The organism is Stenotrophomonas sp. SI-NJAU-1, from assembly GCF_020883215.1.
Classification (GTDB): domain Bacteria; phylum Pseudomonadota; class Gammaproteobacteria; order Xanthomonadales; family Xanthomonadaceae; genus Stenotrophomonas; species Stenotrophomonas indicatrix.
In genome coordinates this window covers 4,414,706-4,435,444 of record NZ_CP086598.1, presented here as the reverse complement: position 1 = coordinate 4,435,444, position 20,739 = coordinate 4,414,706, and the positions used below count along the sequence as shown (strand labels likewise).

At 67.3% G+C, this 20,739-nt stretch carries 22 protein-coding genes; 8 read left to right on the top strand and 14 right to left on the bottom strand.

Annotated elements, in window-relative coordinates:
* Window positions 1-86 precede the first annotated feature (86 nt).
* A complete protein-coding gene (locus LMF57_RS20115) occupies window positions 87-1,202 on the top strand; it encodes a glycerophosphodiester phosphodiesterase (RefSeq protein WP_117311807.1) in 1,116 nt (371 codons plus the stop codon).
* 88 nt (window positions 1,203-1,290) lie between these two features.
* On the opposite strand, the gene LMF57_RS20110 is transcribed toward LMF57_RS20115, so the two are convergent.
* Complete coding sequence (locus tag LMF57_RS20110; protein ID WP_025875594.1) at window positions 1,291-2,061, bottom strand: rhomboid family intramembrane serine protease; 771 nt, start codon at window positions 2,059-2,061, stop codon at window positions 1,291-1,293.
* A 106-nt stretch (window positions 2,062-2,167) separates the two neighbouring features.
* Window positions 2,168-3,124, bottom strand: a complete 957-nt coding sequence (locus LMF57_RS20105) for a TerC family protein (RefSeq protein ID WP_049466516.1) — start codon at window positions 3,122-3,124, stop codon at window positions 2,168-2,170.
* A 294-nt stretch (window positions 3,125-3,418) separates the two neighbouring features.
* Between LMF57_RS20105 and LMF57_RS20100 the strand changes: the two genes are divergently transcribed.
* Together LMF57_RS20100 and LMF57_RS20095 are read left to right on the top strand one after the other, a co-directional pair.
* Window positions 3,419-4,588 carry a class I SAM-dependent rRNA methyltransferase gene (locus LMF57_RS20100; RefSeq protein WP_025875598.1) on the top strand — a complete coding sequence of 390 codons (1,170 nt, stop codon included), beginning with the start codon at window positions 3,419-3,421 and terminating at the stop codon, window positions 4,586-4,588.
* 92 nt (window positions 4,589-4,680) lie between these two features.
* Entirely contained in the window at window positions 4,681-5,919 is a 1,239-nt protein-coding gene (locus LMF57_RS20095; RefSeq protein ID WP_229290472.1) for a dipeptidase, read from the top strand.
* Between the two features lie 57 nt (window positions 5,920-5,976).
* Here LMF57_RS20095 and LMF57_RS20090 read toward each other — a convergent pair whose 3' ends face one another.
* The 3 genes from LMF57_RS20090 to LMF57_RS20080 form a co-directional block, all read right to left on the bottom strand.
* Window positions 5,977-7,404 (bottom strand): amino acid permease, encoded by a 1,428-nt coding sequence (locus LMF57_RS20090; protein ID WP_093820395.1) that lies wholly within the window; start codon window positions 7,402-7,404, stop codon window positions 5,977-5,979.
* A 154-nt stretch (window positions 7,405-7,558) separates the two neighbouring features.
* Complete coding sequence (locus tag LMF57_RS20085) at window positions 7,559-7,972, bottom strand: hypothetical protein (RefSeq protein WP_025875608.1); 414 nt, start codon at window positions 7,970-7,972, stop codon at window positions 7,559-7,561.
* Between the two features lie 46 nt (window positions 7,973-8,018).
* Window positions 8,019-9,107, bottom strand: coding sequence for an aldo/keto reductase (locus LMF57_RS20080; protein ID WP_025875610.1), 1,089 nt, complete (start codon window positions 9,105-9,107; stop codon window positions 8,019-8,021).
* A 99-nt stretch (window positions 9,108-9,206) separates the two neighbouring features.
* Here LMF57_RS20080 and LMF57_RS20075 point away from each other — a divergent pair, with 99 nt between their 5' ends.
* The gene (locus LMF57_RS20075; RefSeq protein WP_117311804.1) at window positions 9,207-10,175 is read left to right on the top strand and encodes a LysR family transcriptional regulator; all 969 of its coding nucleotides are present in this window, start codon (window positions 9,207-9,209) and stop codon (window positions 10,173-10,175) included.
* Here LMF57_RS20075 and leuE read toward each other — a convergent pair.
* On the bottom strand, window positions 10,113-10,742 hold the full coding sequence (gene leuE / locus LMF57_RS20070) for a leucine efflux protein LeuE (RefSeq protein ID WP_049469679.1): 630 nt from the start codon (window positions 10,740-10,742) through the stop codon (window positions 10,113-10,115). The two genes, LMF57_RS20075 and leuE, sit on opposite strands and share 63 nt — an antisense overlap.
* Before the next feature lie 12 nt (window positions 10,743-10,754).
* On the bottom strand, window positions 10,755-11,729 hold the full coding sequence (locus LMF57_RS20065; RefSeq protein WP_117311803.1) for a LysR family transcriptional regulator: 975 nt from the start codon (window positions 11,727-11,729) through the stop codon (window positions 10,755-10,757).
* Window positions 11,730-11,818: 89 nt separating this feature from the next.
* Here LMF57_RS20065 and LMF57_RS20060 point away from each other — a divergent pair, with 89 nt between their 5' ends.
* Window positions 11,819-12,826 (top strand): zinc-binding alcohol dehydrogenase family protein, encoded by a 1,008-nt coding sequence (locus tag LMF57_RS20060; protein WP_117311802.1) that lies wholly within the window; start codon window positions 11,819-11,821, stop codon window positions 12,824-12,826.
* 251 nt (window positions 12,827-13,077) lie between these two features.
* On the opposite strand, the gene LMF57_RS20055 is transcribed toward LMF57_RS20060, so the two are convergent.
* Window positions 13,078-13,683, bottom strand: coding sequence for a glutathione S-transferase N-terminal domain-containing protein (locus tag LMF57_RS20055; RefSeq protein WP_117311800.1), 606 nt, complete (start codon window positions 13,681-13,683; stop codon window positions 13,078-13,080).
* Between the two features lie 45 nt (window positions 13,684-13,728).
* Here LMF57_RS20055 and rmuC point away from each other — a divergent pair, with 45 nt between their 5' ends.
* The 3 genes from rmuC to LMF57_RS20040 all read left to right on the top strand — a co-directional run bounded on the left by rmuC (window position 13,729) and on the right by LMF57_RS20040 (window position 16,432).
* Window positions 13,729-15,279 carry a DNA recombination protein RmuC gene (rmuC, locus tag LMF57_RS20050; RefSeq protein WP_117311799.1) on the top strand — a complete coding sequence of 517 codons (1,551 nt, stop codon included), beginning with the start codon at window positions 13,729-13,731 and terminating at the stop codon, window positions 15,277-15,279.
* 70 nt (window positions 15,280-15,349) lie between these two features.
* Entirely contained in the window at window positions 15,350-15,751 is a 402-nt protein-coding gene (locus LMF57_RS20045; RefSeq protein WP_117311798.1) for a hypothetical protein, read from the top strand.
* A 135-nt stretch (window positions 15,752-15,886) separates the two neighbouring features.
* Window positions 15,887-16,432 carry a glutathione peroxidase gene (locus tag LMF57_RS20040; protein ID WP_117311797.1) on the top strand — a complete coding sequence of 182 codons (546 nt, stop codon included), beginning with the start codon at window positions 15,887-15,889 and terminating at the stop codon, window positions 16,430-16,432.
* A 105-nt stretch (window positions 16,433-16,537) separates the two neighbouring features.
* On the opposite strand, the gene LMF57_RS20035 is transcribed toward LMF57_RS20040, so the two are convergent.
* Genes LMF57_RS20035 through LMF57_RS20010 form a run of 6 tightly spaced genes read right to left on the bottom strand, consistent with a single transcriptional unit; the run spans window position 16,538 to window position 20,624 of the window.
* Window positions 16,538-17,542 carry a VacJ family lipoprotein gene (locus tag LMF57_RS20035; protein ID WP_117311796.1) on the bottom strand — a complete coding sequence of 335 codons (1,005 nt, stop codon included), beginning with the start codon at window positions 17,540-17,542 and terminating at the stop codon, window positions 16,538-16,540.
* Between the two features lies 1 nt (window position 17,543).
* Complete coding sequence (locus tag LMF57_RS20030; protein ID WP_117311795.1) at window positions 17,544-17,855, bottom strand: STAS domain-containing protein; 312 nt, start codon at window positions 17,853-17,855, stop codon at window positions 17,544-17,546.
* A complete protein-coding gene (locus LMF57_RS20025) occupies window positions 17,845-18,507 on the bottom strand; it encodes an ABC transporter substrate-binding protein (RefSeq protein WP_117311794.1) in 663 nt (220 codons plus the stop codon). The genes LMF57_RS20030 and LMF57_RS20025 overlap by 11 nt, the downstream gene beginning before the upstream one ends.
* A complete protein-coding gene (gene mlaD / locus LMF57_RS20020) occupies window positions 18,504-19,028 on the bottom strand; it encodes an outer membrane lipid asymmetry maintenance protein MlaD (protein WP_117311793.1) in 525 nt (174 codons plus the stop codon). The genes LMF57_RS20025 and mlaD overlap by 4 nt, the downstream gene beginning before the upstream one ends.
* 58 nt (window positions 19,029-19,086) lie before the next feature.
* Window positions 19,087-19,836, bottom strand: coding sequence for an MlaE family lipid ABC transporter permease subunit (locus LMF57_RS20015; RefSeq protein WP_006404088.1), 750 nt, complete (start codon window positions 19,834-19,836; stop codon window positions 19,087-19,089).
* A complete protein-coding gene (locus LMF57_RS20010) occupies window positions 19,836-20,624 on the bottom strand; it encodes an ATP-binding cassette domain-containing protein (protein ID WP_117311792.1) in 789 nt (262 codons plus the stop codon). Before LMF57_RS20010 ends, LMF57_RS20015 begins: the two co-directional genes overlap by 1 nt.
* Window positions 20,625-20,739 lie beyond the last annotated feature (115 nt).

Genomic DNA, 20,739 nt, shown 5'->3' with positions numbered 1-20,739 from the left:
CCGCAGGCAGCCGACCCCAGCTCCCCCAACCTGTCACATTCCCGCCGCATACTGACGCCCATCACAAACCGCTTGGGGAAGTCGCAGTGAAGTCGTGGGGTCGTGCGTTGCTGTTGTCGCTGGCCGTGGCACCATCGGTGGCCATGAGTGCTGAATCCTCCCCTCCGGCCGCGCCCAAGGCGTCGGTCTACGGCCACCGCGGTGCAAGCGCGCTGCTGCCCGAGCACACGCTGGCGGCCTATGCGCAGGCCATCGCCGACGGTGCCGATTACATCGAACCGGACCTGGTGATGACCAAGGATGGGGTGATGGTGGCCCGCCATGAGAACGAGATCGGTGGCACCACCGATGTGGCCGAGCACAGGGAATTCGCCAAGCGGAAGACCCGCAAGGTCATCGACGGGCAGACGGTCGAAGGCTGGTTCACCGAAGACTTCACCCTGGCCGAGCTGAAGACGCTGTACGCCCGCGAGCGCCTGCCGGAGTTCCGCAGCACCGCCTATGACGGCCAGTTCCGCATCGCCAGCCTGGACGAGATCCTGGCGTTCCTGGTCCAGCAGGCCGGTCGTGCCAACCGTGGCATCGGCCTGGTGCCGGAGATCAAGCACCCGAGCTACTTCCAGTCGATCGGCCTGCCGATGGAAGACACGCTGCTGGCCGCGCTGCGCGGCAACGCCTATACCAACGTCGGCCCGGTCACCATCCAGTCGTTCGAAACAGCCAACCTGCGCTACCTGCGCGGCAAGATCCCGCGCGGCAGCAACATCCGCCTGCTGCAGCTGCTGTGGAAGGGCGACACCCAGCCGGCCGACATCGCCAAGGCCGGCGGCGCGCTGACCTATGCGCAGATGATGACCCCGGCGGGCCTGAAGGACATCGCGGCCTATGCCGACGGCATAGGCCCGGAGCTGCGCTCGATCATCCCGCTGGATGCCAACGGTGCGCTGGGCACGACGACGTCGCTGGTGCGCGATGCGCACGCGGTGGGCCTGATGGTGATCCCGTACACCTTCCGCCCGGAGAACCATTTCCAGGCCAGCAACCTGCGCAAGGGCGCCGACAACGCGCGCAATGCCGAGGGTTCGATCGCCGAGATGCGCGCTTACCTGGCCACCGGCATCGATGCCTTCTTCACCGATGACCCGGCATTGGGCCGGCAGGCGGTGGATGGAACGGGCGCGGCGGCGAACGCGGCGAACTGACCGGCGTCAATGCCGCCGGGCATGGCCCGGCGCTACCAGAGGCATCCAGAAGCGGTAGCGCCGGGCCATGCCCGGCGTATCCACCCGATCAACCGCGCGGGTCTTCCGGCCGGCGGAACGGGATCACCACATAGTCCTGCCCTTCGCGCGGCTGCCACAGCACCGGCACGCGCTGCGGCGACGGCGGCTCGAGTTCGTCATCGGCCAGCGGCTCGACCTCGTCTTCCTCGTCCTCCCAGCTGTAACGCGGGCGCGGCGGCAGCGGGTCGGCGTTGCGGAACAGCAGCGCGGCGATGATGCCGGCGAAGGCTCCGCCCATGTGCGACTGCCAGGACACGCCGTCGGCATGCGGCAGCACGGTCATCAGCATGCCGCCGTAGAACAGCATGCCGATCAGCCCGGTGGCGATCGCCGCGCGGTCGCGGCGCAGCAGGCCAAGGCTGGCCAGCAGGAACATCAGGCCGTGGGTGACGCCACTGGCGCCGAGATGGAAGCTGCCGGGGTTGCCGAGCATCCACGCACCGATGCCCGAGCCCAGCCACAGCAGGGGCAGGGCGCGCAGCGTGGCTTTGGGATAGACGCTGCCGGCCAGGGTGCCGAGGATCAGGATGGCGAAGCTGTTGGCGGCGATGTGTTCGACCGAGCCATGCAGCAGCGGTCCGCCGATCAGGCCAAGCAGGCCCTTGGCTTCCAACGGTGCGACCGCCCAGGGCCGCCAGTCGAAATGGTCCTGCAGGGCGAACACGGCCACCAGCACCAGCACGGCGGCCAGGCTGGCATTGAAGGCGCGCAGGATGCGCGTGCGGTCGTTGCGGGCGGCCGGCGCGTCGCCGGCGGGCAGGGGCGCGTTCGTGTTCATACCCTCAGCAATGGCGGTGGCCGGCGCGAAACCAAGGCCACCGCCGCGGGAGAGTGGCTGCGACCGGCGGGACAATCCACCGGCCGCAGCGTTCAATCGGCCAGGATCAGGCGCCGCCTTCCTTCGGCGGGTTCTTCAGGCTCAGCACCACCGTGGCGGCGATGATCACCGCGACCACGCCCAGCGAGATCGGGGTCGGGATCTTGAACAGGTCGATGATCATCATCTTGATGCCGATGAAGGCCAGAACCAGGGCCAGGCCGTACGGCAGCAGGTGGAAGCGGTCGGCCATGCCGGCCAGCAGGAAGAACATCGCGCGCAGGCCGAGCACCGCGAATACGTTGGAGGTCAGCACGATGAACGGGTCGGTGGTGATCGCGAAGATCGCCGGGATGCTGTCCACTGCGAAGATCACGTCGGTCACCGCGATCAGGATCAGCACCGCGAACAGCGGGGTGAACCAGCGCACGCCGTCGCGCTTGACGCTCATCGCATTGCCTTCGTACTCCGGCAGCAGGCGCAGGTGCTTGCGCATCCAGCGCAGGGCCGGGTTGGCTTCCAGGTCAGGCTCCTGGCCTGCGGCGAACCACATCTTCCAGCCGGTGAAGAGCAGGAAGGCGCCGAATACATAGAGCAGCCAGTGGAACTGGGTGATCAGCACGCTACCGGCGAAGATCATGATCGTACGCAGCACGATCGCACCCAGGATGCCGATGATCAGCACCTTCTGGCGCTGTTCCTCCGGCACCGCGAAGTAGCTCATGATCATCAGGAAGACAAAGATGTTGTCCACCGCCAGCGCCTTCTCGACCAGATAGCCGGTCAGGAACTCCAGGCCGACCTTGTTGGCCACGACCTGGCCGGCGGTCTCGTTCAGGTAGAACCAGAGGCCGCCGTTGAAGGCCAGCGCCAGCGCGACCCAGCCGATGGACCACCACAGGGCTTCCTTGAAAGTGACCTTGTGCGGGCCACCGTGGCGCATCAATACGAGGTCGACCAGCAGGGCGATGACCACCACCGCTGCGAAGCCGCCCCACAACCACAAATTACCGATCGTCTGCATGGGTTTGTCCGTTGGGAAATGAAAAATGCCTCAAGCCGGACGGCGAGGATCTGCAACGGAGGATCGGGAGGGGATCCAGGGACAGAGCTTCGCCAGTACGGCGAAGGTCTCGCTCGCAGTTCCGATGGGCCGGAACTGCCGTTGCACCGGAGCCTGCGGGCTCGAATTGACGGCAACAACGTCTGGGAGCTACTCCCCTTCTGCCGCCGATTCTGCGGCCTGGCTGGGCCGGCGTCAAATGCCGGGCCTTCACCGGATTTCCGGCGCCCCATGCCCCCCGGCTACAATAGGTGGATGAATACCCCCCTTCCCGTTGTCCGCCTCAAGAACGCGTGGCGTTCCAGCCACCCGTGGATCTTCCAGAAACTGGTCGAGAAGCCGACCGTCCGGCCCAAGCCCGGCTCCCTCGTCGATGTCGTCGGCGTGGATGGCGAGTTCATCGGCCGTGGCTTCTACAACGGGCATTCGCGTATTGCTGTACGCATCCTCGAAACCGACCCGCAGATCCCGCTGGATGCCGGCTGGTTCTCGCGCAAGATCGCCCAGGCGGTGTCGCTGCGTCGTGAGGTGCTCAAGCTCGATGCGGTGTCCGACGCCTGGCGCGTGGTGCACAGCGAGGGCGATGGCCTGTCCGGCCTGGTGGTCGACCGCTACGGCGACCTGGTGGTGGTGGAGTTCTTCGCCGCCGGCATGTTCCGCCACCGCGAGTGGATCTACGACGCCCTGCGTGAACAGTTCCCGGGTTGCCGCTTCCACAGCTTCGCCGACGAACACGTGCAGAAGCAGGAAAGCTTCGATTTCCACGGCAATACCACCACCGAAGCGTCGGTGATCACCGAGTACGGCATCAAGTTCCGCGCCGACCCGGCCGGTGCGCACAAGACCGGTTTCTTCGCCGACCAGCGCGAGAACCGTGAGTGGCTGAGCCAGCAGGTGGAAGGCAAGAGCGTGCTCGACCTGTGCTGCAACACCGGCGGTTTCGCCGTGTACGCGGCCGCGCGTGGTGCATCGGAAGTGGTCGGCATCGACATCGATGAGGACGTCATCCAGATCGCCAAGGGCAATTCGCGTCTGAACAACGTGCGCCCGAAGTTCGTCCAGTCCGACATCTTCCCGTGGCTGCGTGATGCGGCCAACCGCGGTGAGCAGTACGACGTGGTGATCCTGGACCCGGCGAAGATGACCCGCGACCGCGACCAGGTGATCACCGCGCTGAAGAAGTACCTGGACATGAACAAGCTGGCGCTGGGCGTGGTCAAGCCCGGTGGCCTGTTCGCCACGTTCTCCTGCACCGGCCTGGTGGCCGAGGACCAGTTCCTCGACATGCTGCGTCGTGCAGCGTACTTCTCGGGCCGCACCATCCAGATCCTGAAGGTGGCCGGCGCCGGCCCGGACCATCCGTTCATGGCCCACGTGCAGGAATCGCGTTACCTGAAGGCCGTGTTCTGCCGCGTGGTGGACTGACCGCAGCATGGTTGCCGGCCAACGGCCGGCACTACCGTTGACTGGCTGCTTGGCGCTATCGTCCCAGGCTTCCCGTCCAAGGTGAGGCATCCATGACGCTGCGCAGTCTGTCGTTGCTGGTATCACTGGCGTTGTGCACGCCGCTGTCCGCCCATGCCATCGACTTCAGCGCGCAGGAGCTGGCCCGTGCCAAGGCACTGCAGCAACGCCTGCTGACCCTGGACAGCCATCTGGATACGCCGGCCAACTTCGGCCGCACCGGCTTCGACATCGAGCAGCGGCACGACCGCAACGCACTCTCGCAGGTGGACTACCCGCGCATGGTTGAAGGTGCGCTTGATGGCGGCTTCTGGGCGATCTATACCGACCAGGGCGACCGCACGGCCGCCGCGCATCTGGCCGAGCGCGACCACGGCCTGCAGCGGTTGCTGGAGATCCGGCAGATGCTGGCCGCCAATCCCGAGCGCTTCGCCTTGGCGCTGACGGCCGATGACGCGGCGCGCATCAAGGCCGCCGGCAAGCGCGTGGTCTACATCAGCATGGAGAACGCCAGTCCGCTGGTGGCCGACCCCAGCCTGCTGTCGTTCTATCACCGTGCGGGCCTGCGCCTGCTCAGCACCGTGCACTTCGCCAACAACGAGTTCGCCGACTCGGCCACCGACCCCAAGGGCGCTGAATGGAAGGGCCTGAGCCCGGCTGGCAAGGACCTGGTGCGCGAGGCGGTGAAGCTGGGCATCGTCATCGACCAGTCGCACGCCTCCGATGCCGTGTTCGACGATCTGCTGGCGATGATGCCGGTGCCGTTCGTGCTGTCGCACAGCTCGGCCAAGGCGGTCTACGACCACCCACGCAACCTTGATGACGCGCGCCTGCGCAAGCTGGCCAAGGCTGGCGGGGTGATCCAGGTGAACGCGTATGGCGGCTACCTGATCGACACAGGCAAGTCACCCGAGCGCAGGCAGGCCGAAGAAGCGCTGAGCAAGCAGTTGGGTGGCTGGGAAGGCATGACCATCGAGCAGGGCGTGGCGCTGCAGAAGGCCGAGCAGGCACTGGACCACGAACACCCGGTGCGCCACGCCAGCCTGGACGACTTCTTCGCCCACTTCGAGCACATCCTGAAGGTGGTCGGCCCCGAGCACGTCGGCATCGGCCTGGACTGGGATGGCGGCGGTGGCCTGAGTGACCTGCCCGATGTCAGCCAGCTGCCGAAGATCACGGCGTGGCTGCTGCGCAAGGGGTACACCGAGAAGCAGATTGCCGCCATCTGGGGCGGCAACCTGCTGCGGGTGATGCGCCAGGCGCAGGACTACGCGGCAAAGCAGGGCGGCTGACCGCCCTGCGTGCATCCGGGATTCCGCCGGGCATGGCCCGGCGCTACCGGTGATCCGTTATTTCGCGATCAGCGCGTTTCGACGGCTGTAGGCGAAGTACAGCACCAGGCCGACCACGTTCCACGCAAGGAAGTACAGCTGGGTGGTGTGCGGCAGGCTGATGAACAGGTAGATGCAGCCCAGCGCCGCCAGCGGGCCGACAATGAAGGCCAACGGCGTGCGGAAGGTGCGCTCGCGGTTCGGCTCACGCACGCGCAGCACCACCAGGCAGATGCCAACGGCGGTGAACGCGGCCAGGGTACCGGCATTGGCCAGTGCGGCGATCTCGTCCAGGCGTGCAACGCCGGCCAGTGCCGACACCACCAGGGCGGTGAACAGCGTGGTCGCCACCGGCGTGCCGGTACGTGCGTTGACCTTGGACAGGCCACGCGGCAGCAGTCCATCGCGGCTCATGACGAAGAATATGCGACTCTGGCCGTACAGGAAGGCCAGCAGCACGGTCGGCAGGGCGATGATCGCGATCACGCCGATCAGCATCGCGGCGGTGGGCTGGCCCAGCTGGCGCATGATCAATGCCAGCGGCTCGGCACTCTGGCCGAACACGGTGTAGCTCATCGCACCGATCGCGGCCAGCGCCACCAGCACGTACACGATGGTGCAGCCGACCATCGAGCCGATGATGCCGATGGACAGGTCGCGCCCGGGGTTCTTGGTTTCTTCGGCGGCGGTGGAGATCGCGTCGAAGCCGTAGAACGCGAAGAAGATGATCGCCGCTGCCGCCATCACGCCGCGCTCGACGCCATCCGGGCCCAGCGTCTTGGCGAATCCGTAAGGCATGAACGGCTGCAGGTTGTTGGCGTCGAACGCCGGCAGGGCCACCGCCACGAAGATCGCCAGCGCGATCAGCTTGAACACGACCAGGATCGCGTTGAGGGTGGCGCTTTCCTTGGTACCGGCCATCAGCATCAGGGCCACCAGCCAAGTGATGACGATGGCGGGCAGGTTGATCATGCCGCCATCGACATGCGGGCCTGCCGCGAGCATCGCCGGCAGGCGCAGGTCCCAGCCGAACTGGGTATGCACCCATTCCAGGAAGCCGACGAAGTAACCGGACCAGCCGACCGCCACGGTACTCACCACCAGCGAGTACTCCAGGATCAGGCTCCAGCCGACCACCCAGGCAAACACCTCGCCCAGGGCACTGTAGCTGTAGGTATAGGCGCTGCCGGCGGCCGGCATCATCGTGGACAGCTCCGCGTAGGCCAATGCCGCGCAGGCACACACCGCGCCGGCGATGGCGAAGGAGATCAGCACGGCCGGGCCAGCGCGGTCGGCACCCACGCCGATCAGGGTGTAGATGCCGGTGCCGACGATGGCGCCGATGCCCAGCGCGATCAGGTGCGGCCAGCTGAGGGTCGGGACCAGGCGCCGGCCGGCTTCATGGACGGTGACGGAATCTAGGGACTTGCGCCGGAGCAGGGACATGCAGGCCTCGGAAGGGGTGACTGAGAACGACAAGTCCCCGAGTGTGACCGAACGCAGCGCAGCATTGCCACTGACGGGGGTCATGGCCGACACAGCGCGCGCTGGACGCTGGGCACTCTGCCGGAAACGGCACAAACGGCCTCAGCGCAGGCGCCTACCAGTGACAGCCGTCGTCCTGGAAGGCGTTGACGTCTTCGTCGAAGTCCGTGCGGCGACCGTCCCGGGCACGCACGTAGCTGAAGCTGTAGATCCGTGCGCCCTGCGTGCTCAGTGTGTAGTGACCGTTGATGCGACCGTCCACGCGCTCCTCCCAGACGGTATCGAACTGGTAGGGGCGGTCCTCGTCCAGCACCGTGGTCTGTTCGGAGACCCGGCGCAGTGGCAGGCGCTCGCTGTGCCCGGCGTAGCGCACATCGGCGCGGCCATCGTCCAGCCAGCGCCATTCCAGGTGGATCGTGTTGTCGCGGCCACCGCTGAGGCAGCGGTGGTCCGGTGCGGCCGTGGCCGGTCCACTGGCAAGCAGCAGCACCAGGGCTGCTGCGACCGCGAGCGTTGGTGTTGCGGCCATGGCGCTTTTGTCCAACGAGGGGCGCCAGCATAGCGCGCCCCCGCTGTTACCTGCCCAGCGCGCGTGGCTGCAGACGCGTACCACCGCTCATCAGCATGCGTGGCAGCGGCATCTGCAGGAAGTCGTGCGGGAAGGCAGGCGCGACCGCGCTGATCGCATCCAGCCGTGCCAGCGCCTCAGCCGGCAGCGCCAGATCCAGCGCCGCCAGGTTGTGTTCGAACTGGTCCAGGGTGCGTGCACCGACGATCGGCATGGCCCCGGCCGCGGGTCGTTGCAGCAGCCAGGCCAGAGCGACCTGCGCAGCCGAGTGCGACAGTTCCGCCGCGACGGCAGCGACTTCCCCGGCGATGTTCAACGAACGTGGCGTCAACGCGCCATTGATGAGGGCCACGTTGCGCCGGGAACCGCCCGGCGTAGCCTCCGGCGGCTCGGCCGTGGTGAGATCAGCCGCGCTGTACTTGCCGGTCAGCACCCCGCTGCCCAGCGGCGACCACGCCACCACGCCCAACCCGAGCGCCTCGGCCATCGGCAGCAGCTCCTGTTCGACGCTGCGCTGGATCAGGCTGTATTCGATCTGCAGGGCCACCAGCGGCGCCCAACCGCGCAGGTCGGCCAGGGTCTGCATGCGGGCGATCTGCCAGGCCGGCGTGTCCGAGATGCCGGCATACAGCACCTTGCCGCTGCGCACGAGATCGTCGAAACCGCGCATCACCTCGTCCACCCCGGTGGTGTCGTCCCAGGCGTGCAGGTACAGCAGATCCAGGTAGTCGGTGCCGAGCCGGCGCAGGCTGTCCTCCACCGAGCGCATCATGCTCTTGCGGTGGTTGCCGGCGTTGTTCGGATCGCCGGGCACGGTCGCCAGGGTGTACTTGCTGGCGATGACCAGCCGTTCGCGGCGGCCCTGGGCGAATCGCCCGAGCAGCGTCTCGGCGCTGCCATTGGTGTAGTTGTTTGCGGTATCAACGAAGTTGCCGCCGCGTTCGACGTAGGCATCGAAGATGCGGCGGGCCTCGGCTTCGTCCGCGCCCCACCCCCAGTCGGCACCGAAGGTCATCGTGCCCAGCGCCATCGGGCTGACACGCAGGCCGGAGCGACCGAGCAGGCGGTAGTGATCAAGTGACATGTGGCATTCCATCGGAGGAGGCGGGCGTGCCGCCGGGAGGGAAAGCATCCGTCCGATGATCCTGTGGATAAACTGGACACAGCCGAACTGACAATGAAGGAAGGCTTCACAATGGATCCCTCCGCACCGCTGTCGGCGGTGGTCGCCTTTGTCCACGTGGCTGACCACGCCAGCTTTACCCGCGCCGCAGATGCGCTTGGCGTCTCGACCTCGGCACTGTCACAGAGCGTGCGTGCGCTGGAAGCGCGGATGGGCGTGCGCCTGTTGCAACGGACCACGCGCCGGGTGGGCCTGACCGAGCACGGTGCACGCTTCCTGCAGCGCGTACGTGGCGGGCTGGCTCAGATCGAATCGGCCTTCGAAGACCTGGACAGCGCGCGGACCGTGCCGGCCGGCCGGCTGCGCATCACCCTGCCACGCATCGTTGCCGAGCGCCGGGTCCTGCCGGCGCTGCCGTCGTTCCTGGCCCGGTATCCGCAGGTGGAGGTGGAATTGTGCGTGGAACCGGCGTTGACCGATCTGGTCGCCGAAGGTTTCGACGCAGGCATCCGCCTGGGGGAATCGTTGGCGCAGGGCATGATCGCGGTGCCGATCGGGCCGCCCGAGCGCCAGGTGGTGGTGGCCACGCCGGGCTACTTCGCGCGCCACGGTGTGCCGCAGAGCCCGCAGGAGCTGCAGGGCCACGACTGTATCGTCCATCGCCGTGCCAATGGCCGGCTGATGCCTTGGGAATTCAGCCGTGAGGGGCGTGACCTGGACGTAGTCGTCGAGGGCCGGCTGGTGTTCAACGATGCCGAACTGGCCTATGCGGCGGTGCTGGCTGGGCTGGGCATGGCGCAGGGGTTCGCCTCACTGGTCGCTGGCGACCTGGCTGCCGGCCGCCTGCGCAGCGTGCTGGAGGACTGGCAGCCGCCGTTCCCCGGTTTCCACCTGTACTACCCGGCGCGCGAGCATATGGCGCCCAAGCTGCGGGTGTTCATCGACCACCTGCGCGCGGCCTGCCACGCCGACGGGATCTCAGCCGTTCAGGCCCAGGCGGATGCCGAAGCCGACCAGGAACAGCCCGGCCACGCGCCGTAGCGCATCGCTGACCCGCGGGTGCTGGATCAACCGGCGGCGGGCCAGGTTGCCGACCCAGATCAGCAGCGAGCAGTAGGCGATGCTGACCACGAAGATGATCCCGGCCAGCGCGGCGAACGTGGCGATGCCCTGGTGGGCCTTCGGGTCGATGAACAGTGGCAGGAAGGCCATGTAGAACAGGATCGCCTTCGGATTGAGCAGGCTGACCAGGATCGCCTGGTGGAAGTAGCGTCCGGGCTGCATGCGCACCGGGCCAACGTCGGCACCGTCAGCCTTGGGCGTGCGCAGCAGGCTGATGCCGACCCACACCAGATACGCCGCGCCCAGATATTGCACGGCATGGAACACCGTCGGATTGGCCTTCAGCAGCGCGGCCACGCCGGCCAGTGCCAGCCACATCAGGATCTGGTCGCCGACCAGCAGGCCGGCCAGCGCCGTGTAGCCGCCGCGCACACCGCCGCGACCGGTCGCGGTCAGCAGGGTGAAGGTGCCCGGCCCGGGCAGGGCCAGAAACACCAGCACAGCGAGCAGGAAGGTCCACAGGTCCTGGATGCCCATCCACGGCATGGCGCGACTCTCTTACAACGGGGGAGCGTCATTGTCGGCCAGTGCTGGTGCAGGCGACAGGGGCGTGTCGCCGTTGCCGGGCATGGCGGACAGCAGCGGTTGCAGATGCTGGCGCAGCTGTGCGTGCAGTTGCCGCACCGCCGGTGAGAACTGCTTGCGATGGGGGCAGACCAGCTGCAGGGGAATGTGGCTGCCGATGCCATCCAGCAGCACCTGCAGGCGCCCTTCCAGCACGTCGTCGCGGACGTCCAGCCAGGACTTGTAGGTGATGCCCTCGCCGGCGACCGCCCAGCGCCGCACCACGTCGGCGTCGTCGCAGACCAGTGGCCCGCGCACCGGGATCACCACGCGGCGCCCCTCAATCTCGAACGACCAGCGATCGTAGGCGCGGCCGCCGAGCTGGTAGACCAGGCAATCATGCTCGCGCAGATCTTCCAAGCGGCTGGGCGTGCCACGCCGCCGCAGGTACCCGGGCGACGCAGCCAGCACCCGCCGGTTCTGTTCCAGCAAGGGCAGGGCGACGTAGCTGGCGTCGTCGAAGTGGCCGATGCGGATGGCCACGTCGACCGGGTCGCGGAACACGTCGGCCACTTCGTCGGACAGGCGCAGGTGCAGGCGCAGCCGTGGATGCGCCGCGCGGAACGCGGTCAGCCACGGCAGCAGCAGGTTGCGGCCGAAGTCCGACGGCGCCGACAACTGCAGGGTGCCGTGCAGTTCGGCGTCCTCGCCCTGCACCCGCGCCTGGCCTTCGCGCAGGGTGCTCAGAACCTCCTGTGCGTAGGGCAGATACAGCGCGCCTTCGGCGGTCAGCCGCAGGCTGCGGGTGGTGCGCACGAACAGGCGCAGGTCCAGTTCGCGTTCCAGCCGTGCCACCGCCGCAGCAACCTGGCCCGGCAGCAGGTCGGCCTCGCGCGCAGCCTGGGAGAAGCTGCCCAGCGCGGCGGTACGGACAAACAGCTGCAGATCGTCGAAGCGGACCATTTTCATTGCTGCAGTGAAAGTGTTGACCGATTCTGCGCCTTTCCGCCCTCCTGCGCACGGCGCACGCTGTGGCCTCTCCTCCCTGGATGTTCCCCATGCGTGCCATTGCCTACACCCAAGCCGGCCTGCCGATCGACGACCCGCAAGCCCTGATCGATCTCGACCTGCCCCTGCCCCAGCCGGGCCCGCGCGACCTGCGGGTGGCGGTGCGCGCGGTGGCGGTGAATCCGGTCGACACCAAGGTGCGGCGCGGCGCCGCCACCGACGGCCCGCGCGTGCTGGGGTGGGATGCGGTCGGTGTGGTCGAAGCGGTCGGCAGCGAGGTGACCCTGTTCCAGCCCGGCGATGCGGTGTACTACGCCGGTGTGATCGATCGCCCGGGCAGCAATGCCGAGTACCAGCTGGTGGACGAGCGCAGCGTTGGCCGCAAGCCGGCCAGCCTGGACGATGCCGCCGCTGCGGCGCTGCCGTTGACCGCGATCACCGCATGGGAACTGCTGTTCGACCGCCTGCGTATTGCCGAAGGCGGCGGCGAGGGCCAGACCCTGCTGGTGATCGGTGCAGCGGGTGGTGTGGGTTCGATCCTGGTGCAGTTGGCGCGACGGCTGACGAAGCTGACGGTGATCGGCACCGCCTCGCGCCCGGAGACCCAGGACTGGGTGCAGGCGATGGGCGCGCATCATGTGATCGACCACACCCGGCCGCTGGCCGAGGGCCTGGCCCGGCTGGGCATCACCCAGGTGGACCATGCGGCCAGCCTGACCCACACCGACCAGCACTACGCGCAGCTGGTCGAGCTGCTGGCGCCGCAGGGGCAGCTGGGGCTGATCGATGATCCGGGCCAGATCGATGTAATGGCGCTCAAGCGCAAGGCGCTGTCGCTGCACTGGGAGTCCATGTTCACCCGACCGCTGTACAGGACCGCGGACATGCAGCGCCAGCACGAACTGCTGAACCGGGTGGCCGATCTGGTCGATGCCGGCGTGCTGCAGACCACGCTTGGCGAGCACTTCGGGCGCATCGACGCGGCCAACCTGCGGCGCGCGCATGCGCTGCTGGAGAGCCACCGGGCCAAGGGTAAGATCGTGCTGGAAGGCTGGTAACGCCGGGCCAACCCAGCCTCTGACCTTCATCCACGCATGGCGTGGATCTACTGCAGATCGCGGAGATCCGTGAAAGGCGGGGTGGCATGGGTTTGCGGGACCGCAGGCGCCATGGATGGCGCCTACGAGCCCCCATGGACGGGTTTACGGCGTGTCCCGCAAATCCATGCCACCCCGCCATCCCACGGAACGCCAGCTCTTGATGTTGACGTTGCCTCTGCGGGTGCAGGGCGCCGCCCTGCCGGCCCCCCTTACGCCACGCCGTTGTCTACATGCTCGGTGAAGCCCGGCCGGGGGCGCAGGCGTTCGAACCAGGCGTCTACGTGGCGCAGCACAGGTTTGTTGCCGGGGGTGCTGCGCCAGCGCTGTGTCGACAGGCCGAGGACGATGTCGGCCAGGCTGAAGCCGGTGCCCGCCACGTAGGCATTGCTGGCGGCAAGCTGGGTGTCCAACACCTGCATCAGGCCGTTCCAGTGCGCCAGGCTGGCCTCGGCGCGAGCGTCGTCCGCGAAGTCGGGGTGCTGCCGCACGCGGGCCATGAACACGTGGCGCCAGGCGCTGTTGAGGTCGGTGGCCTGCCAGTCCATCCACTGCTCGACCTGGGCACGGGCCTGTGCAGCGCCCGGCAGCAGATCGTCTCGTCCTTGCCGTGCGGCCAGGTAGCGGCAGATGCTGTTGGACTCCCACAGCACGAAGTCGCCATCGCGCAGCACCGGTACCTGCCGGTTCGGATTCAGCGTGGACAGCACGTCCGGCGCCGGTGCCGGATCATGGGAGAACGGCAGATCGAGTTCGGCGCACAGCCACAGCACTTTGCGCACGTTGATCGAGGTGGGCTTTCCGTACAGTACAAACATGGGCTCGTTTCAGCACGTGAGACTGGGCCAGCCTACACTTGCCACATGCAAACCGAATTCCTCCTCGTCGCCGGCCTGCTGCTGGTCGTGCTGATCCTGCAACTGGTGGCGCTGCTGCGCCGCCCGCCCCACGATCGCCTGGAACAGGCCGTGCGCGATGAAGCACGCGCCGGCCGAAGCGAGTTGCGCGAGCAGCTTGATGGGTTCGCGCGCGCGCTGACCGATCTGTCCACCCGCACCGACCAGCGCCTGGACCTGCTGCGTGAAGCGCTGAGCGAAGACGCACGCAAGGCCCGCGCCGAGGCGGCCGACAGCCAGCAGCGCAGTGCCGCCTCACTGGGCGAACGCCTGCAGGAACTGCGCGTGCAGCTGGATGTGTTCGGCCAGCAGCAGGAGGCACGTATCCATGCCTTCGGCCAGCAGCTGCAGGAACTGACCGCCCGTACCGACACCCAGTTCGGTGCACTCCGACAGGCCCTGGTGGAGGATGCCCGCAAGGGCCGCGAAGAAGGTGCGCAGTCGCAGCAGCGCCTGACCGAGAGCCTGGGCCTGCGCCTGCAGGAACTGACCCAGCGCAACGAACAGCGCATCTCGGAAATGCGCGCCACCCTGGAAGAACAGCTGCGCGCGCTGCAGGCCGACAACGCGCAGAAGCTCGAGCAGATGCGCCACACCGTTGACGAGAAGCTGCAGTCCACGCTGGAAACGCGGCTGGGCAATTCGTTCAAGCTGGTGTCCGAACGACTGGAACAGGTGCAGCGCGGGCTGGGTGAAATGCAGCAGCTGGCGACCGGCGTGGGCGACCTGAAGCGGGTACTGACCAACGTCAAGAACCGCGGCAGCTGGGGCGAAGTACAGCTGGAGAACATCCTCGAGCAGACCCTCACCCAGGAACAGTACGCACGCGGCGTGAAGGTACGTCCTGATGGCAACGAGATGGTCGATATCGCCGTGCGCCTGCCGGGCCGTCGCGACGACGACGCGCCGGTCTGGCTGCCGATCGATTCCAAATTCCCGCGCGAAGACTATGAGCGCCTGCTCGACGCGCAGGAACAGGGCGATGCCGAGGGCGTACGCCTGCAGGGCATCCAGCTGGAACGCGCGATCCGCGTGCAGGCCAAGTCGATCTGCGAAAAGTACATCGTGCCCCCGCACACCACCGATTTCGCGGTGATGTTCGTGCCGACCGAAGGCCTGTATGCAGAAGTGATCCGGCGCCCGGGCCTGGTCGACCTGCTGCAGCGCGAGCACCGGGTGGTGGTGGCTGGCCCGACCACCGTCACCGCGTTGCTCAACAGCCTGCAGATGGGTTTCCGTACCCTCGCCATCGAACAGCGATCGAGCGAAGTCTGGGGATTGCTGGGCGCAGTGAAGAGCGAGTTCGGCAAGTTCGCCGGTATCCTCGAGAAGGCCGAGAAGCAGATCACCACGGTGGGCCGCAGCATCGGCGAGGCCAGCCGCAAGACGCGCACCATCGAACGCCGCCTGCGCGGCGTGGAATCACTGGCGACCGAACAGGCGCAAGGCCTGCTGGGCGACCTGGGCGAAGCGTCCAGCGACGAAGAGGCGGCAGAAGGCGAGGGTGAGGAGGCCTGAAGCCGGCTGACACGCCATCTGCATGGGCGGATGCGTATGCTGGCGCCGTCCTTCCTGACCAGGTACCGCCATGCGCCTCCGATTCCTTGCCAGCGTTGCCTTTGGCGCGCTGCTTGCCGCCTGCAGCAGTGCACCCCCGGCCAGTGACGATGCAGGCGCGGCAGCCACAGCGGCCGACAGCCCGGAAGCCGCTGCAGCCTATGAAGAGGCTCGCGATGTGGACTGCCGTGCAGCTGGCGGTACCCTGCAGCCGTTGGGTCGCCTGCAGCGGGTGCAGTGCGTGATTCCCTATGCCGACGCCGGCAAGTCCTGCAGCAGCAAAAGCGACTGCAGCGGCCAGTGCCTGGCCTCGGCAAACGTGCCAGCAGGCGAGGTGGCAACCGGGACCTGCCAGCGTGATGTCAGCCAGAACTTCGGTTGCCGGCAACGCATCGACGGTGGCAAGGCGCAGGGCACGATCTGCGTGGATTGAAGGTAGTGCCGGCCGCTGGCCGGCAGCCTCAAGAATCTTCGGGAACGTTCATGAGGTTGCCGGCCAGCGGCCGGCACTACCAGTGACGTCGGCGGTATGCTGGTGGGCCTTTCCCCGCTGTAGCCGGAGCCCCGCGTGAGCACCTCGATCCAGGATATTTCCCTCACCACCATCGACGGCCAGCCGTCCTCTCTTGCCCACTACCAGGGCAAGGTGCTGCTGCTGGTCAACGTGGCGTCCAAGTGCGGCCTGACCCCGCAGTACGAAGGCCTGCAGGCGCTGTATGCGGAAAAGCACGCACAGGGGCTGGAAGTACTGGGCTTCCCGGCCAACAACTTCCTCGGCCAGGAGCCCGGCAGCGAGGCGGAGATCCAGCAGTTCTGCCAGCTGACCTACGATGTGAGCTTCCCGATGTTCGCCAAGATCAGCGTGGCCGGTGAAGACACCCACCCGCTGTACCAGCAGCTGACTGCCGCGCAGCCGCAGGCGATCGGTGAAGGCCCGCTGCGCGAGCGCCTGGCCGGCAAGGAGATTCCGATCCACCCGGCACCGGCGGTGCTGTGGAACTTCGAGAAGTTCCTGGTCGGTCGCGATGGCAAGGTCATCGCCCGCTTCGCCCCGGACGTTGCCGCCGATGATGCGCGCCTGCGCGAGGCGGTCGAGGCGGCGCTGGCGGCCTGAAGATGGCATGCCAACCAAGGTTGGCACCTGCCGGAAGGTGGTGGACGCCGGTAAAACAAAAAAACCCCGCCGAGGCGGGGTTTTTTCATGCGTTGCCGGCAGCGGTCAATTGGTCCACTGCGGCATCGGCATTGCATCGACCGGGATCGGCGAGTTCGCGTCGTCGCTGCCACGCTCGCGCTTGCCACGCAGGTCGTTCTCGATCTGGTAGTTGCGGCGCTGCATCCAGGCATCGCGGACCAAAGCGTATTCGTCCACCGCGGTATCGCGCAGGTCGTCGATCGCCAGCAGCTGCGCGCGGGTATCGACCAGCTGCAGGCCCTGCAGGCCGATGCGGTACTTGTCGCTTTCGATGCGGCGGATCGGCGACAGCGGGATGTCACCGGCCAGTCCGAACACATCACGTACGGTACGCGGGCCGAAGAACGGCAGTTCCACATAGCGCGAACGACGCCAGCCCCAGGTACCCAGGGTCTGCCCGAAGTCTTCATTGCGACGCGGCACCATTGCCTTGCTGGCCGGGTCGAACAGGCCACCAATGCCCAGCGTGCTGTTCATCAGGAACCGGCCGAGGCTGTCCCAGGCGTCGGCCGGGCGGCCCTGCAGCAGCTGGTTGGTGATGGTCAGCGGTGCCCGCAGGTTGCTGAAGAAGTTGCTCACGCCGGTACGGGCAAAGCGCGGCACCACATGGGTATAGGCCGTCGCCAGCGGGCGGGCGATACCGCGGTCGACCGCGTTGTTGAACCCGTGCACCCTGCGGTTGAACGGTTCCCACGGGTCGTAGGCGGTGGCACTGCGGCGGTTGTCACTGGTGCCGTACAGGGCATCGAAGTCGTTGTCGCCGCCCGGCGCGGTCGCCGCCGCATCCGTGGCCGCATCGGTTGTACGGGCAGTGTTGGCGGTGTCCTGGGCCGACGCTGCTGGCGGGGTGTCAGTCTGTACCGGCTGGCTGGCCGGTTCGCTGTCAGCAGGCGTGGCTGCAGCAGGTGCTGTGGCCGTCGCCGGCACCACGGTGTCGGTCATCGGCGCGTCGCTGCGCGCCGGCTTGCCGGCACACGCGCTGAGTGCTGCGGCAAGGAGGATCAGAGGAATAACGCGCACGACGTTCATGTCAGCTCGCAGCAAAGGTAGCGTTGAAGTCCAGGTAGGGCGACAGCCGGTAGGCCGCGCTCAGCTCGTTGTAGCCGGCGGGGGCGCCGGAGATCGCCAGTGGATGGCCCGCCTGCCGCGCGCGCGCGGCCAGTTCGGCCAGCAGGGCCAGGCCGGCACTGTCCACGCGCTCGACCTCCGCCAGTTCCAGCCGCGACAGCTGTGCCGGCAGGGCCTGCAGTTGCGGCCACAACGCGATCACCGCGGTACGGTCGAGCACCCCGCGCAGGCGCAGGGTGTCACCTTCCAGCAGCGCCAGCGCCTTATTTGCCATTGCCGGCCGGCCCAGCCTGCATGCTGCCGCTGCGCAGTTCGGTGGCCACCTGCTTGATGCCCTTCTGTCGCAGCGGGGCATCGAACTGGTTGCGGAAGGTCTGCACGTAGGAGATGCCTTCGATGTTCACGTCGAAGATCTTCCACTGGCCGTTGACGTTGCGCATCCAGTATTCCACCGGCGTCGGCTCGTTGGCGGCGCGCACCAGCTCGGTGCCGACGCGCACGCCACGGTTGCCGGGGAGCGGGCTTTCGCCCTTCAGGCGGAAGCTCGGCTTGCCCTGGATGTTGAGCAGGGTCGAGCCATAGCGCTGCATCAGGCTGTCGGCCATCGCATCGGCGAACAGCTTGATGTCGGCGTCCGAAGCGCCGCGGGCATGCGGACCCAGCACCAGGCGCGCGGCATAGTCGCGGTCGAAGGTGCGGGTCAGCTCGCTGTCGATGTAGCTGCGCAGGCTGGCCGGGTTGCTGGTGAACTCAGCGCGGCGCTGCTGCAGGGTGGAAAGAATGCGGCTGCTGGCGTCGATCACCACCTTGCCGGCCTGGCCCTGGGGCGCGGCAGCAGCGGGTGCGGCGGCCTGGGCCTGGGCCAGGAACGGGGTGGCCAGCAGCAGCGACGAGGCGAGCAGGGCCGGGATCAGTTTCATCTTCATGGTTGCGGTTCCGTTGCAGGCGCCTGCGCGCCATCGTTGGGCTTCTGGGCAGCGCCGCCACCGGCGCCGCCACTGAACATGTACTTGCCGACCAGCTGCAGCAGGTCCACGGCCGGCTGGGTGAACACGATTTCCTCACCGGGTTTGAGCACTTCCGGATCGCCGCCGGGCTGCAGACCGATATAGCTCTCGCCGAGCAAACCACTGGTGAAGATGCCGGCCGAGGTATCGGCCGGCAGATCCTTGACCTTGCTGTCCATGCGCAGCGTCACGATCGAGTCGAACTTCACCGGGTCCAGCTCGATCGCTGCGACCTGGCCGACGGTGACACCACCGATCTTCACCGGCGCCTGCTTGCGCAGCTGGCCGACCTGGGAGAAGCGTGCCTTGAGTTCATAGCCTTCGCCACCCCAGCTCCAGCGCTGGTTGGTCGAGGCCACGGCCAGCACCATCAGCGAGGCCAGGGCCAGCAGCAGGAAGGCGCCGACGGAGAATTCGAGTCTGGGACCGCGGATGGCCATGTGGATTACCTGATCAGTCGTGGTGGCCGCGCGCCGATGCGCACCGCCGATGGAGGGGTTAGGTGAACAACATTGCCGACAGTACGAAGTTGAACATCAGCACCAGCAGCGAGGCGTTGACCACTGCACGGGTGGTGGCGACGGAGGTGCCTTCGATGGTCGGTTCGGCGTGGAAACCGACATAGGCGGCCACCAGGGCCGCAGTACCACCGAAGATCGCCGACTTCAGCATCGCCACGCCGAAGTCGTCCCAGAAGTCCACGCTGCCACGCAGCGCCGACCAGAACACGCCGTTGTCCAGGCCCAGCACGTGCACGGCTTCGAAGTAGCTGGCGCTGATCGCCAGCGAACAGAAGATGCCGGTCAGCAGCGGCACGGTAAGCACCGCCGCCCAGAAGCGCGGTGCCACGGCCTTGGCCACCGGGTCGATGGCCATCAGTTCCAGCGCCTTGATCTGGTCGGTGGCGCGCATCAGGCCCAGCTCGGCGGCGATCGAACTGCCGGCGCGGCCGATGAACAACAACGCGGTCAGCACCGGTGCCAGTTCGCGGTACAGCGACAGGCCGAGCAGGGTGGACAGCGCGTCGGCCGCACCGAAGGTGGTCAGCGTACGGTAGCCCTGCAGGGTCAGCACCAGGCCGACGAAGGCGCCGCCCACGGCGATGATCGGCAGCGAGCGCGCACCGATCTTGTAGATCTCGCGGGTCAGCTCGGCCAGGAAGTCACGGGTCGGCAGCGAACCGCGCAGCACGGTCAGCGAGAACAGGCCGGCACGACCCAGCGAGCGGGTGGCTTGCACGAACGGCATCAGGCAACCCTCGCGCGCGGTGCGGCATCAAACGGGATGGGACCATCGGGCTGGCCATGCAGGAACTGCTGCAGCAGCGGGTCCTGGCTGGACTGCAGCGCCTCCGGCGTGCCCTGGAACACGATGCCGCCATTGGCGATCGCGATCACCTGGTCGCAGATCGGCAGGGTCTCGTGCACGTGGTGGCTGACGATGATGCTGGTCAGGCCCAGGCTGTGGTTGAGGCGCTGGATCAGGCTCATGATCACCCCCGAGGCGATCGGGTCCAGCCCGGTCAGCGGCTCGTCGTAGATCATCAGCGGCGGGTCCAGGGCCAACGCGCGGGCCAGTGCCACGCGTCGTGCCATGCCGCCGGACAGCTCACGCGGCCAGGCATCGGCGGCGGCCAGCAGGCCGACCGAATGCAGCTTCATCTGCACCAGCCGGCGCAGCACCGGTGCCGGCAGGCGGGTGTGGGTGCGCAGCGGCAGGGCGACGTTTTCGGCCACGGTCAGGTCGGTCAGCAGGCCATTGCCCTGCAGCAGTACGCCGACGCTCTTGCGCATTTCCAGCAGTTCGGCGGTGCGCTGCGGGATGGGCTTGCCGAACAGGGTGACGTCGCCCGCCACCGGACGCAGTTCGCCGGTCAGCGCCGCCAGCAGGGTCGACTTGCCGCTGCCGGACGGCCCAAGCACGGCGGTGATGCTGCCTTCGGGCACCTGCAGCGAAACGTCGCGCAGGATCGTGCGCCCGCTCCGGTCGATGCGGACGTTGGACAACTGCACCAGACTGGGAGTGGAAGCCGGCATGGGCACCCTTAACGTTTTTTCGACATTGAAGCATCGGGTCAGGCTGCTGAACATAAGCAGACTGGACGGTCCAGTATTGTTGCACGGTCGGGCGGTCGCCAGACTGGGACAATGC

Bases quoted from the DNA above. Each gene is read 5' to 3' on its own strand.
- LMF57_RS20110 (WP_025875594.1), bottom strand. From the start codon at position 2,061: ATGAACACGAACGCGCCCCTGCCCGCCGGCGACGCGCCGGCCGCCCGC.
- LMF57_RS20105 (WP_049466516.1), bottom strand. From the start codon at position 3,124: ATGCAGACGATCGGTAATTTGTGGTTGTGGGGCGGCTTCGCAGCGGTG.
- LMF57_RS20100 (WP_025875598.1), top strand. From the start codon at position 3,419: ATGAATACCCCCCTTCCCGTTGTCCGCCTCAAGAACGCGTGGCGTTCC.
- LMF57_RS20095 (WP_229290472.1), top strand. From the start codon at position 4,681: ATGACGCTGCGCAGTCTGTCGTTGCTGGTATCACTGGCGTTGTGCACG.
- LMF57_RS20090 (WP_093820395.1), bottom strand. From the start codon at position 7,404: ATGTCCCTGCTCCGGCGCAAGTCCCTAGATTCCGTCACCGTCCATGAA.
- LMF57_RS20085 (WP_025875608.1), bottom strand. From the start codon at position 7,972: ATGGCCGCAACACCAACGCTCGCGGTCGCAGCAGCCCTGGTGCTGCTG.
- LMF57_RS20080 (WP_025875610.1), bottom strand. From the start codon at position 9,107: ATGGAATGCCACATGTCACTTGATCACTACCGCCTGCTCGGTCGCTCC.
- LMF57_RS20075 (WP_117311804.1), top strand. From the start codon at position 9,207: ATGGATCCCTCCGCACCGCTGTCGGCGGTGGTCGCCTTTGTCCACGTG.
- leuE (WP_049469679.1), bottom strand. From the start codon at position 10,742: ATGCCGTGGATGGGCATCCAGGACCTGTGGACCTTCCTGCTCGCTGTG.
- LMF57_RS20065 (WP_117311803.1), bottom strand. From the start codon at position 11,729: ATGAAAATGGTCCGCTTCGACGATCTGCAGCTGTTTGTCCGTACCGCC.
- LMF57_RS20060 (WP_117311802.1), top strand. From the start codon at position 11,819: ATGCGTGCCATTGCCTACACCCAAGCCGGCCTGCCGATCGACGACCCG.
- LMF57_RS20055 (WP_117311800.1), bottom strand. From the start codon at position 13,683: ATGTTTGTACTGTACGGAAAGCCCACCTCGATCAACGTGCGCAAAGTG.
- rmuC (WP_117311799.1), top strand. From the start codon at position 13,729: ATGCAAACCGAATTCCTCCTCGTCGCCGGCCTGCTGCTGGTCGTGCTG.
- LMF57_RS20045 (WP_117311798.1), top strand. From the start codon at position 15,350: ATGCGCCTCCGATTCCTTGCCAGCGTTGCCTTTGGCGCGCTGCTTGCC.
- LMF57_RS20035 (WP_117311796.1), bottom strand. From the start codon at position 17,542: ATGAACGTCGTGCGCGTTATTCCTCTGATCCTCCTTGCCGCAGCACTC.
- LMF57_RS20030 (WP_117311795.1), bottom strand. From the start codon at position 17,855: ATGGCAAATAAGGCGCTGGCGCTGCTGGAAGGTGACACCCTGCGCCTG.
- LMF57_RS20025 (WP_117311794.1), bottom strand. From the start codon at position 18,507: ATGAAGATGAAACTGATCCCGGCCCTGCTCGCCTCGTCGCTGCTGCTG.
- mlaD (WP_117311793.1), bottom strand. From the start codon at position 19,028: ATGGCCATCCGCGGTCCCAGACTCGAATTCTCCGTCGGCGCCTTCCTG.
- LMF57_RS20015 (WP_006404088.1), bottom strand. From the start codon at position 19,836: ATGCCGTTCGTGCAAGCCACCCGCTCGCTGGGTCGTGCCGGCCTGTTC.
- LMF57_RS20010 (WP_117311792.1), bottom strand. From the start codon at position 20,624: ATGCCGGCTTCCACTCCCAGTCTGGTGCAGTTGTCCAACGTCCGCATC.